Annotated in this window: 11 protein-coding genes; 1 reads left to right on the forward strand and 10 read right to left on the reverse strand. The window is 63.9% G+C overall.

Going from position 1 to position 12,016, the window contains the following annotated elements; all coding sequences use genetic code 11:
- Positions 1-285 precede the first annotated feature (285 nt).
- The 10 genes from astE to LPA37_RS22165 all read right to left on the reverse strand — a co-directional run bounded on the left by astE (position 286) and on the right by LPA37_RS22165 (position 11,012).
- Entirely contained in the window at positions 286-1,335 is a 1,050-nt protein-coding gene (gene astE, locus LPA37_RS22120) for a succinylglutamate desuccinylase (protein WP_229013721.1), read from the reverse strand.
- Positions 1,319-2,659 carry an N-succinylarginine dihydrolase gene (astB, locus tag LPA37_RS22125; protein ID WP_228979012.1) on the reverse strand — a complete coding sequence of 447 codons (1,341 nt, stop codon included), beginning with the start codon at positions 2,657-2,659 and terminating at the stop codon, positions 1,319-1,321. The genes astE and astB overlap by 17 nt, the downstream gene beginning before the upstream one ends.
- A 9-nt stretch (positions 2,660-2,668) precedes the next feature.
- Positions 2,669-4,132, reverse strand: a complete 1,464-nt coding sequence (gene astD / locus LPA37_RS22130; RefSeq protein ID WP_229013722.1) for a succinylglutamate-semialdehyde dehydrogenase — start codon at positions 4,130-4,132, stop codon at positions 2,669-2,671.
- Positions 4,133-4,134: 2 nt separating this feature from the next.
- Entirely contained in the window at positions 4,135-5,166 is a 1,032-nt protein-coding gene (astA, locus tag LPA37_RS22135) for an arginine N-succinyltransferase (protein WP_228979017.1), read from the reverse strand.
- Positions 5,163-6,218 (reverse strand): arginine/ornithine succinyltransferase subunit alpha, encoded by a 1,056-nt coding sequence (gene aruF / locus LPA37_RS22140; protein WP_228979251.1) that lies wholly within the window; start codon positions 6,216-6,218, stop codon positions 5,163-5,165. Before aruF ends, astA begins: the two co-directional genes overlap by 4 nt.
- A gap of 33 nt (positions 6,219-6,251) precedes the next feature.
- Entirely contained in the window at positions 6,252-7,493 is a 1,242-nt protein-coding gene (locus LPA37_RS22145; protein ID WP_229013723.1) for an aspartate aminotransferase family protein, read from the reverse strand.
- A gap of 124 nt (positions 7,494-7,617) precedes the next feature.
- Positions 7,618-8,679 (reverse strand): GlxA family transcriptional regulator, encoded by a 1,062-nt coding sequence (locus LPA37_RS22150; protein ID WP_229013724.1) that lies wholly within the window; start codon positions 8,677-8,679, stop codon positions 7,618-7,620.
- Positions 8,680-8,709: 30 nt separating this feature from the next.
- Positions 8,710-9,501 carry an ABC transporter ATP-binding protein gene (locus tag LPA37_RS22155; protein ID WP_228979023.1) on the reverse strand — a complete coding sequence of 264 codons (792 nt, stop codon included), beginning with the start codon at positions 9,499-9,501 and terminating at the stop codon, positions 8,710-8,712.
- A gap of 100 nt (positions 9,502-9,601) precedes the next feature.
- Positions 9,602-10,315: an ABC transporter permease gene (locus LPA37_RS22160; protein ID WP_228979024.1), complete on the reverse strand. Its 714-nt coding sequence runs from the start codon at positions 10,313-10,315 to the stop codon at positions 9,602-9,604.
- Between the two features lie 7 nt (positions 10,316-10,322).
- Positions 10,323-11,012 (reverse strand): ABC transporter permease, encoded by a 690-nt coding sequence (locus tag LPA37_RS22165; RefSeq protein ID WP_228979253.1) that lies wholly within the window; start codon positions 11,010-11,012, stop codon positions 10,323-10,325.
- Positions 11,013-11,375: 363 nt separating this feature from the next.
- Between LPA37_RS22165 and LPA37_RS22170 the strand changes: the two genes are divergently transcribed.
- Positions 11,376-11,987: a class I SAM-dependent methyltransferase gene (locus tag LPA37_RS22170; protein ID WP_229013725.1), complete on the forward strand. Its 612-nt coding sequence runs from the start codon at positions 11,376-11,378 to the stop codon at positions 11,985-11,987.
- Positions 11,988-12,016: the final 29 nt, after the last annotated feature.

Below are 12,016 nucleotides of genomic sequence, written 5' to 3' on the forward strand. Positions count from 1 at the left end.
CCGTGACGGGACGCGGCGTTCGTGCATACGCGCCCCGGCCCTGCGGCATCCGCAGATTCTAGCGCACACGGGCCTGGTCAGATACACGCGCGGCGCGGTTTTCCGAAAAAAAACCGGCCATCGAAATGACCGGTTTTCATCGCTGCATGCAGCGTGCGCCCTGCCTGAGCGGCCCTGTGCCCCGCGTGCGGGGCACGCTTACTTCAGCACGACCTTCACGTCGAAATACTTCGCTGCGAAGCGGTCGATCGCGTCGTTAGCTTTCAATTTAATTACGCACCATGATCAGGCCAGCGCGGCGAGCGTGCTGTCTGTCGTCTCGATGACGAGCAGGCCCGCGCGCAGACCCGGCTTGACGGTCGGATTCGGAAACACGATGCGCTCTTCGTCGTGACGCACGGTATAGCGATAGTCGCCGTCATGCGCGAGCAGCGTGTCTTTCACGAAGGGCGTGAAATTGGGCACATCGGCAGCGACGAGCAGTTCGAACGCGTCGCTCTGCTTCGTGATCTGGTCGATCACGGTGAACACGCGCGGCAGCGGCGCTGCTTCATCGCCGGATACGCCCGCCACGAGCTGACGCAACGCGCGATCCGCACCCGCGAAACGCGCGAGATCGTTCTGCCCGAACGGGCGCACCTTGCCGAGTTCGAGCGTACAGGCAAGCGCGCCGCACGCGTCGGCGGTGAAATGCGAATACGTGTTGCCTTTCGTCGTGTGCAGCAGAACGGCGGCGATGCGCGCATCGCGCAGCCACTCGAACATCACGCGCGAGAGCGGCGCACCGGTATGCGGCAGCAGCGCGAACTGCTCGAACACGGACGCACGAATCGCGGTATGCATGTCGACGTGCCAGCGCGCTTCGGGCACGTCCGGCGCAGCGGCGAAAAAGTGTTTTGCGGCTTCTTCGAGTGCAGCCGCGCGCGGCGCTTCATGACTCTGCGGCACCTGTGCATGACGCCCGCTAAAGAGACGGTTCAGGTCATCGTCGCGATAGCGGCACGCGTCGCGCATCGCGTCGACGTTGCCCAGAATCACGAGCAGACGACATTCGAGCGATGCCTTGCCCGAAGCGATATCCCGCACGAGCGCACAGAGCAGTTCGATTGGCGCGGTTTCATCGCCATGAATGCCCGCGGAGGCCAGCACACTGCGCGTGGTTTGCTTGAGCGCGGCCGGTTCGAGCAGCAGCACGCCGTTATCGAGCCACGCGTAACGCACACCGTTCGCCGACGTGCCCTGCGCCTGCGCGGAAAAAGGACGCGTGGCCGCCAGCGTGTACGCGAGAAAATCGTCGAGCAGCGCGTTCATGCCGGGCTTAGCGCTGGAAGTCATAAAGCGAGCCGAGGCCGAGAATCTGCGTCAGTTCGTCGAGCGCCGTGCGCGATTCGGCGAGCAGCAAAGGATCGGTCAGATCGGACGGCGCAAGGCGGTCGCGATAGTGCTTTTCGATCCACGCATCGAGGCGGCCGAACAACGTATCGTTGATCCACACGCCCGGCGCAACAGCCGTACGCTCGGCGTCATTCAGAACGACGCGCAGACGCAGGCACGCCGGGCCGCCGCCGTTCTTCATGCTTTCGCGCAGATCGAAGACCAGCACTTCGTCGATCGGACCATGCCGTTCCGTCAGGCTGTCGAGATACGCGGCGACGCGTTCGTTTTCGCGGCATTCCTGCGGTACGACCAGCACCTGGCGGCCATCGGGGCGCGTCAGCAGCTGGCTGTTGAACAGATACGACGAAACGGCATCGGGCACGCTCACCTGCGCATCCGGCACCTCGATCACGCTAAACGGCGCGCCGAGTTTTTCGAGCTTCTTCGACAGTTCGTCATACACGGAAGACTGATCGACGAACGCCAGTTCATGACAGAACAGCGTGTTGCGGTTACCGACGGCGATCACGTCGTTATGAAACACGCCCGCGTCGATCACGTCCGGATTCTGCTGCGCGTATACCGTGCCGCCTTCGACCAGCCCGTGACGATGCGCCACCGCGCGGCTCGCCTCGAACGTCTGACGTGCCGGAAAGCGCTTCGGCTCCGGTCCGCGCCGATATTCGCTGCGGCCATAGACGAAGAATTCGACGCCACGTACGCCGTATTCCGCGCAAAAGCGCGTGTGATTCGCGGCACCTTCGTCGCCGAGCGCGGGCGTGCCCGTCAACGCCTCGTGTACCGCGAAGCGCGCATCGTCGGCGAAGATCGCACGCAGCGTGCGGCGGGTCGATTCGTGCTCGATCGCGCGATGCAGCTTGCTGCACAGGTTGGCCGGCGTGAAATGCACGCGGCCGTCGTGCGTATCGGCCGAAGGGCTCACGGTTGCCGCGTTCGCCGTCCACATCGCCGATGCGGAACTGGCGGCCGCCAGCAACTCGGGCGCGTCCTTTGCGACGCGCGCGATCACGGTGGCGTCGTCGCCCGAGAAACCGAGTTCGCGCAAGAGGCGCATCGACGGCCGCTCCTGCGGCGGCAGCACGCCCTGGTTAAAACCGAGGTCGGCCAGCTGCTTCATCTTGCGCAGGCCCTGCTTTGCGGCGGCCTTCGGATTCGCAACCGATTTCTCGTTGTTCTGCGACGCGACGTTGCCGAACGACAGCCCTGCGTAGTTGTGCGTCGGGCCGACGAGCCCGTCGAAATTGGCTTCAGAGGCGGACATCGTCGTTCCTTAAAATTGAAGACCCGGCGACACGCTCGCGGGCATCTGCAGTTGGGCGCTTTCGACGGAAGCCATCGGATACGCGCAGTAATCGGCTGCGTAGTACGCGCTCGGCCGGTTGTTGCCCGAGCGCCCCGTGCCGCCGAAAGGCGCGCCCGACGACGCACCGTTGGTCGGCCGGTTCCAGTTCACGATGCCGGCGCGAATGCGATGCTGGAAATGCGTCCATAGCGTCTCGTCATCCGCGAGCAGGCCGGCGGAAAGTCCGAATTCGGTGTCGTTCGCACGCTCGATGGCATCGTCGAAATTGCCGTAGCGGACGATCTGCGCAAGCGGGCCGAAATGTTCTTCATCGGGCAGATTCCGCACGTATGTCACATCGAGAATCGCGGGCGTGACGAAGCCCAGCTTCGGATCCCGCTGCTCCATCGCCAGCAGCGCTTTCGCACCGTCGGCGAGCAGCCTGTCCTGTGCCGCGACGAGACGCGAAGCCGCGCGCGCCGAGATCACCGCGCCCATGAACGGCTGCGGATTCGCGTTGTATTCGCCGACCGCGATACGTGACGTTACATCGACAAGGCGCTCGATATAGCGGTCGCCGAACGCATCGTCCGGCACGAAGATGCGGCGCGCGCACGTGCAGCGCTGACCGGCCGACAGGAACGCGGATTGAATCGTGTGATGCACGGCGGCATCCACATCGCTGACCGGCGCGATCACGAGCGGGTTGTTGCCGCCCATTTCGAGCGCGAGCACGATCTCCGGACGACCGCCGAACTGCTTGTGCAGCAGCGTGCCGGTATCCGAACTGCCGGTGAAGAAGAGACCGTCGATCTGCCGGTGATTCGCAAGCGCGATACCGGTTTCCTTCTCGCCCTGCACGAGATTCAGCACGCCGGCGGGCAGGCCCGCTTCGCGCCACACCTCGACGGTCGTCTGCGCGACGCCGGGTGCGAGTTCCGACGGCTTGAACACCACCGCGTTACCCGCGATCAGCGCCGGCACGATGTGACCGTTGGGCAGATGACCCGGGAAATTGTACGGCCCGAATACCGCCACGACGCCATGCGGACGATGCCGCAACACCGCGACGCCGTCGGCCATCGGCACGCGTTTCTCGCCGGTGCGCTCGTTGTAGGCCTGAATCGAAATCCCGACCTTCGCGGCCATCGATGCGACTTCAGTGCGCGCCTCCCACAGCGGCTTGCCAGTCTCGCGACCGATCGCCTCGGCTATCGCTTCCTTGCGCTCCGTCAGCAGTTCAGCGAAGCGGCGCACGATCGCGATCCGTGCGTCGAAATCGAGCGAGGCCCACGATTGAAACGCCTTGCGGGCACTGCGCACCGCGCGGTCGACGTCGTCGGCGGAGGCGCTGTGGCCTTCCCACACGACCTGAGCGGTGCCCGGATTGCGCGAAGCGAATACGTGACCGGTGCCGGCGGCCCATTCGCCGTCGATGAAAAGCTCGTTCATGATCATCCTTGTCTTGATTTCAGCGGCAGCACCCGCACGGCATCGCCGGCACGCACGTCGAGCGCGGCGGCGTCTTCGGCCGTGAGACGGAACACGCCCGCCTCCGGCACACCCGGTGCCACGCCCACGCGGAAATCGGTCAGCGAAGTATTCGAGACCAGCGCACGCCGCCCGTCGTGATGCGCGAGCGGCGCGCCGGTTTCAACCGGCACGACGACGCTTTCACGCACCGTATGCAGGTCGGCGATATGGCATTCGAGCACCGGACCCGCGTCGAAAATATCGACGTGATTCTCGTAGCGCAGCCCTTCCGTTTCGAGCATGCGGCGCGCGGGAATCGTGTCGCTATGTGTGAGTCCGACGCATTCCTGCGCTTCTTGCGGCAACAGATCGACATACACCGGATAACGCGGCATCAGTTCGGCGAGGAACGACTTGCGTCCGTGCGAGCTGAGGTAATCGGCTGCGTTGAAATCGATCTGGTAGAAATGCGAACCGACCGCGCGCCAGAACGGCGACGATCCGCTCGCATCGAAATGCCCACGCAGTTCGGCACAGATACGTTGCGGAAACCGTTCGGGAAACTGCGCGATAAACATGAAGCGCGAGCGCGACAGCAGACCGCCGACACCGCTCGTGCGATAGCGCGGGCTGAGAAAGAGCGAACAGACCTCCGCGTAGCCCGTCAGATCGTGCGAGATGTTGAGCGCGCGCATCTTCGTCCAGATGCCGAGATCCTGGCTCGCGTGCACCACCGTGCTCACACGATAGTTGTAGAACGGCTGTTCGAGTCCGACCGCGGTTTCGATGCCGCAGACACCGGCCACGTCGCCGGTCGCCGTATCCTCCATCACGAAGAAGTAACCTTCCTCGTGCGGCGCGGCGCGGCCTTCCATCGTGCGGCGCGCGCGTTCGATGCGCGCGGCCAGTGCGTCACGGTCCGGCTTGAACGTGGTGAGACCTGGGCCTGTCTCGTGAGCGAGCGCGACGAGCGCATCCACATCGCCCGTCTGCACGACGCGAACGACGATCATTGTGCTTCTCCCGAGTGTTCGTTCCGTGCGGCCTGGTGAAGGCGCACGCAGCGTACCGTATCGCCATCCCGCACGCCGAGTGCCTCACGTACGGTCGCAGGCAACGCGGCGCCCGTTGCGCTGTCGATGGACAGATCCGCCAGCACGCAGCGGAAATCGCCTTCGCGGTTGCTCGCGACCAGATACGTCGGACCCTGTGCGGCCGAAGCCGCTTCGCGCACCACGCGGTTTTCGTTGCGCGCCACGCACGCCGCGCGATCGATCTGGGCGGTGAGTACCGGGCCCGCGTCGAAAATATCGATGTAGCGGTCGGTTTCGAAGCCTTCTTCCTGGTGGATGTCGTAAGCGAGCAAGGCCTTTTCGTCCGGCTCGCCCAGCACACGCTGGGCGGCTTCCGGCAGCAACGGCACGTACACCGGATAGCTCGGCATGACTTCGGCGATGAACGTGCGGCTTCTGCCGCCCGATTCGATTTCGATGTCGGCGAAATCACGGCCGAAGAACTTGCGGCCCACCGCTTCCCAGAACGGCGATACCCCTGCGTCATCGGTTACGCCGAGCAGCAGCGAAAACACTTCCGGTGTGAAGCGCTTGCGGTTCGCGGCGATATACATCATGCGCGAGCGCGACATCAGATGCGCTGCCGCATCGCCACGCAGCGACGGATCGATATAGAAACCCGCGAGACGGCTCTTGCCCGTCAGTTCGTGCGACATCGTGAGCGCGTGAATCTTGCGGCTGACGTGCAGCTCGCGCGACGCGTGGATCAGCGCGTCGTTACGAAACACGTAGAACGGTTCCGAATAACCCGCTGCCGCGACGATGCTCGCCGTGCCGAGCAGCTTGCCGGTGGCGGCATCCTCGAGCACGAACAGATAGAACTCTTCACTCGGAAAATCGATTTCCGCGCGAAACGAATCCTCTGACAACGCGATGCGCGCTTCCAGCAGCCGCCGGTCGTGCGGCAACGAATGCAGCACCGGTTGGGCCGTGAGCGCCATGTGTTCGAGCGCATCGAGATCGGCGAGACGGCTGGGGCGTACGAAGAGCATCATCGTTCCAGTGGTTGAATGCGATGCAGTGGATCAGCGGGCCGCTTCGGCGGTCGCGGTGTTCGTCGCGATAACCGCTTCGATCGCCTTTTCGACGCGCGCGAGGCCTTCGTTCAGGTCGTCGAGCGGCATCACGAGCGAAGGCGCGAAACGCAGCACGTCCGGACCGGCCATCAGCATCATCGCGCCATGGTTCGCGGCGGCGGTGACGAAGTCTTTCGCGCGGCCCCTGAACGGATCGTTGAGTTCGGCGCCGATCAGGAGGCCCTTGCCGCGCACATCCCTGAAGATGCCAAAACGTTCGTTGATCTTCGCGAGCTTTGCCTTCAGCAGTTCGCTGCGTGTACGCACGCCTTCGAGCACGGCAGGCGCGCTGATCAGCTCGACCACCTTGTCGGCGATCGCGGCGGCGAGCGGATTGCCGCCGTACGTCGTGCCATGCACGCCCACCTTGAAATGCGCGGCGATCGCGGTCGTCGTCAGCATCGCGCCGATCGGGAAGCCGTTGCCGAGTGCTTTCGCGGTGGTCAGGATGTCCGGCGTCACGCCCGTGTCCTGATACGCGTAAAAATAGCCGCTGCGGCCCACACCCGTTTGTACCTCGTCAAAAATCAGCAGTGCGCCGTGCTGGTCGCAGGCTTCGCGCAGCGCCTTCAGAAACGCCGGATCGGCCGGGATCACACCGCCTTCGCCCTGGATCGGCTCGACGATCACCGCGCACGTCTTCGCGCCGATGGCCTTCAGCGCGGCCTCCGTGTCGTTGTACGGCAAATGGATGATGCCTTCGGGAATCGGGCCGAAGCCTTCCGAATACTTCGACTGGCCGCCGACGCTCACGGTGAAGAACGTCCGGCCATGAAACGACTGCGTGAACGACACGATTTCGTATTTTTCCGCACCGAAACGCTCGAACGCGACGCGGCGCGCGAGTTTCAGCGCCGCTTCGTTCGCTTCGGCACCCGAGTTCGCGAAGAACGCTCGATCGGCGAACGTCAGGGCTTCGAGGCGCTTCGCGAGGCGCAGCACCGGCTCGTTCGTGTAACCGTTACCGACATGCCACAACTGGCTGCCCTGCTCCTCCAGAACCTTCAGCAGTGCCGGATGCGAATGGCCGAGCGCCGTGACGGCAATGCCGCCCGCGAAGTCGATATAGTCGCGGCCCTGCGTGTCCCAGACGCGCGAACCCTCGCCGCGCACCGGCACGAACGCGGCGGGCGAGAACAGCGGCACCATCACTTCGTCGAAGGTCTGGCGCGTCACAGTCAGGTCGTTCATGGCAACTCCTCGTTCAGTAATGTCTCTAGTGTAGGAAAACGCCCGCGAGCCGTCTTGCTCATACGCGACGCGTTTCCATCGAAGTTACTGCCCGGCCGGCCTCCGTTACACCGCCCGGACCTCGTCAATCCGTATCGGGCGGCTCGATCAGCGCGGCCGGACGCGGCTCGCCAGTGGGCGCCGTGCGGCCGTCCGCCGCCGCGCCGCCGTGCTGTTTCTCGATGTAATTGCGACGATCCTCGCGCGGTGTGACGCCGAAATGTTCGCGATACGCATTGGAAAAATGCGCCGCCGACGAGAATCCGCACGCGAGACTGATCTGCACCACCGATTTGCTGGTGCGCTGAAGCTGCGTGCGCGCCTTCGAAAGCCGCAGCGCGTGGTAGTAGCGCGACGGCATCGCAGCCAGGTACTGACGAAACAGGCGCTCGAGCTGGCGCCGCGACACACCGACGAGATCCGCGATTTCGTCGGTGGTGAGCGGGTCTTCGATGTTCGCTTCCATCAGCAGCAGCGCGTCGTTCAAACGCGGGTGACGCTCGCCGGGCGCGGTCACGAACGGAATGCGCTGCCGTTCCTCGCCTGCGCGCAGCACGCCGACGCCGAGCGTATCGGCGATGCGGTCGGCCAGCTCCGGCCCATGTTCGCGGCCGATCATCGCAAGCATGAAGTCGACCGTCGCCTGGCCGCCCGCGCAGGTCGCGCGATCGCGATCGATTTCGAAGATCTGCTGGGTGACGATCGAGCGTTCGAACTGCTCGGTGAACTGCTGGTAGGTTTCCCAGTTCACGCTCACACGATAGCCGGACAGCTGACCCGCCATCGCGAGCCACCACACGCCGTGATGAATGCCGGTGACGAGCGGCGTGCGCTGTCCGACGCGTGAAAGGCTCGCGAGAAAGAGCCGGTAATCGGCGAACTGCTGAAAGCGCTCGCTGACGACGATCAGCCAGTCGCACGAAACCGCGTCGCCGAAGGCGGCACCGGCGGGCCACTGCGCGCCGCCCGACAGCGGCACCGGCCGGCCGTCCCACGAACACACCTGCCAGCGATACAGCGCGCGTCCGTCGATTTCGTTGGCGAGCGTGAGCGCATCGACAATCGGTCCGACACCCGACATCGACACAGGCGGCAACGCAACAATCGCCACCTGGGTCGTACGTGCCGGACTGGACGGGCGAGGCATGCTGGGTTTAAACCGACTGAACGGCAGGCATTATTTGAGGCTGCCCGACAGGAACTGCTTCAGGCGTTCGCTGCGCGGCGTGGTCAGCACTTCGGTCGGCAGGCCCTCTTCTTCCGTGCGCCCCTGATGCAGGAACATTACATGGTTCGATACGTTGCGCGCGAAACCCATTTCGTGCGTGACGACGATCATCGTGCGGCCTTCATCGGCGAGCTTCTGCATCACCTTCAGCACTTCGCCGACGAGCTCGGGATCGAGCGCGGAAGTCGGTTCGTCGAACAGCATCACGTCCGGGTCCATCGCGAGCGCGCGCGCGATCGCGACGCGCTGCTGCTGGCCGCCGGAAAGATGCGACGGGTACTGTTTTTCGAGGCGCGGCGCGAGACCGACCTTCTCCAGATACACGCGTGCGCGCTCTTCCGCTTCGCGCCGCGACAGGCCGAGCACATGAATCGGCGCCTCGACGATGTTCTCCAGCACGTTCATGTGCGCCCACAGGTTGAAATGCTGGAACACCATCGCGAGTTTCGTGCGGATGCGTTGCAGCTGCTTGTGGTCGGCGACTTCGAGATTGCCGTGACTGTCGGCTTTGGTGCGCACGGCTTCGCCATCGACGACGATCTGCCCGGCGTTCGGCCGTTCGAGAAAATTGATGCAGCGCAGAAACGTGCTCTTGCCCGAACCGCTCGCGCCGATGATGCTGATCACGTCGCCCTTGTTTGCATTCAGCGACACGCCTTTCAGCACTTCGTTATCGCCGTAGCGCTTGTGGATGTCCTGCACGGCAAGCTTGCAGGCTTCGGTCTGGCTTGTATGGAGCAAGATGCTCTCCCGGTAAATACGCAGGCTGTTCTGCGATAGGGTGCAACACAGTGACCAGCGGCATCATGCGCGCCGCCGGACCGGATCCGGCAGATGGCGCCTAGTGCGTGCGCACGGCCAGATAGGCAAGCCAGCGGCGCTCGGCCCGCCGGAACCCGGCGACCAGTGCAAACGATACCGCACAGTAGATCAGCGCCGCGATGCCGAACGCGTCGAACGAGCGGTAGGTTGCCGAATTCACGTCCCGCGCGACCTTGAGGATATCCGGCACCGTCGCGGTAAAGGCAACGGTGGTGGCATGCAGCATCAGGATCACTTCGTTACTGTACAACGGCAGCGCACGGCGCAGCGCGGACGGTATCACAATGCGGCGATACATCGTAAAGCCGCTCATGCCGTAAGCGCGAGCCGCTTCGACTTCACCGTGCGGGGTCGAGCGGATCGCGCCCGCGAAAATCTCGGTCGTATAGGCGCAGGTATTCAGCGCGAACGCGAGAATCGCGCAGTAAAAACCGCTGCGAAAGAACGCATCGAGCAACGAATGCGCGCGCACGAATTCGAGGCTGTAGATGCCGGTGTAGATCAGCAGCAACTGCACGTAAAGCGGCGTGCCGCGAAAGACGTACGTATAGAAGCGCACCGGCATCGACAGCCAGCGCTTTTTCGACACGCGCGCCACCGCCAGCGGAATCGCCATCACGAAGCCGAAGCCGATCGAGACGACCAGCAGCCACAGCGTGACCGCGAGCCCCGACATGCGATGGCCGTCCCAGAACAGGAACGCGCGCCAGTATTCGGTGAGAATTTCGGTCATGATGGCCTCAGAGGTCGGCGTGCCGCACGCCGGTCGAATAGCGCCGCGTGAGCCACACGAGCGCGAAGTTCGACACCGTCGTGATCGCCAGATAGATCAGCGCCGCAACGGCGATGAAGAAGAACATGTTGAACGTGCTTTTGCCCGCGTCCTGTGCGGCTTTCACGATATCGGCGAGCCCGATGATCGAAACCAGCGCGGTCGCCTTGACGAGCACCTGCCAGTTGTTGCCGATGCCCGGCAGCGCGAAGCGCATCATCTGCGGAAACAGGATGCGCGTGAACACACGCATGCCGCTCATGCCGTACGCACTGCCCGCTTCGAGCTGGCCGCGCGGCACCGCGAGAAACGCGCCGCGAAACGTCTCGGTGAAGTACGCGCCGTAAATGAAACCGAGCGTCAGCACGCCCGCGACGAACGGATCGATGTCGAACTGCGGCAGGTTGAGCGCGTCGGTGAAATTATTGACCGCGATCTGGATGCTGTAGAAGAGCAGCAGCATCAGCACGAGGTCCGGCACCGAACGGATCAGCGTCGTGTAGCCGGTCGCGGCCATGCGCAGCGGCCGGTTAAACGAGAGTTTCGCCGCCGCGCCCGCAAGGCCGAGCAGCACGGATGCCGCGAGCGACAACACCGAGAGCTCGATCGTCTGCATGGTGCCGGCAAGGAGCAACGGACCAAAGCCGTATAGGACCACGGGTGTCTCCATCGAAGTATTGTCTTGAGGCCGCGGCCCGAACGCGTGCGGCGTCGGTGCGGCCTTCGTGTATGGCGCGGATACTCGCAGGCAAAAAAAATTTGCTCAAAGGCCCGCGCACTGGTTGCTGCGTCGCAGCAATCGCCGGCCGCTCGCGACGAAAACGTGCAAGCCCCCTTCTGGCGGGCCGGATCGTGCCGTAAGGGGATTGCATGCAGGACTCGTCAGACGTGTTTTTGGCAAGTTTCGAGTCGCTTTTTCGATAGACGGAATGCATGCCTGCCGGGCCTTTCGCTAGACTGATGTTCCCGGCACGCCCGCCCTTGCCTGACGTTAAGCGTATCCACTTAAGCGAGTCCACGCATGACAGACCGGTTCGATCCCGCGACACTCGACGTCTATTCGCAAGGCGCCGCCCGCTACAGCCAGGACTGGCTCGACCAGCCGCCGCCCGCGGACATGTATGCGCTGTTCGCCACGCATCTGCTGCCGGGCGGGCTGACCGCCGATATCGGCTGCGGCAACGGGCGCGATGTCGCCTGGATGGCGGCGAACGGTTACCGGGTCACCGGCTTCGAAGCGTCGCCGGGTTTGCTTGCCGAGGCGCGCCGGCTCAATCCGGACCTGACGTTTCGCGCGGCCACGTTGCCCACGCTGCCGGAAATCGACGAGACGTTCGATAACGTCGTGTGCGAAACGGTGATCATGCATTTGCCAGCCACGTCGATCACGCTCGCCGTCGATAGCCTGCTGCGGATCCTGAGGCCGAGCGGCATGCTGTATCTCTCATGGCGCGTGACCGAAGGCGAAAACCTGCGACAAAAGGACGGCAGGCTCTATAGCGCGTTCGAAGCCGCGCTGGTTACCGACACACTGAGCGACTGCGCGATCCTGCTGTTCGAGGACGTGACGAGCGAAAGCTCCGGCAGGCGCATCTGCCGCGTGATCGCATCGAAGCGCGAAGGCGAGATTTGACGCGTGCCTCGCAGGTAGGTGCCCTGCGT

The organism is Paraburkholderia gardini (genome assembly GCF_907164545.1).
GTDB classification, from domain to species: Bacteria; Pseudomonadota; Gammaproteobacteria; order Burkholderiales; family Burkholderiaceae; genus Paraburkholderia; species Paraburkholderia gardini.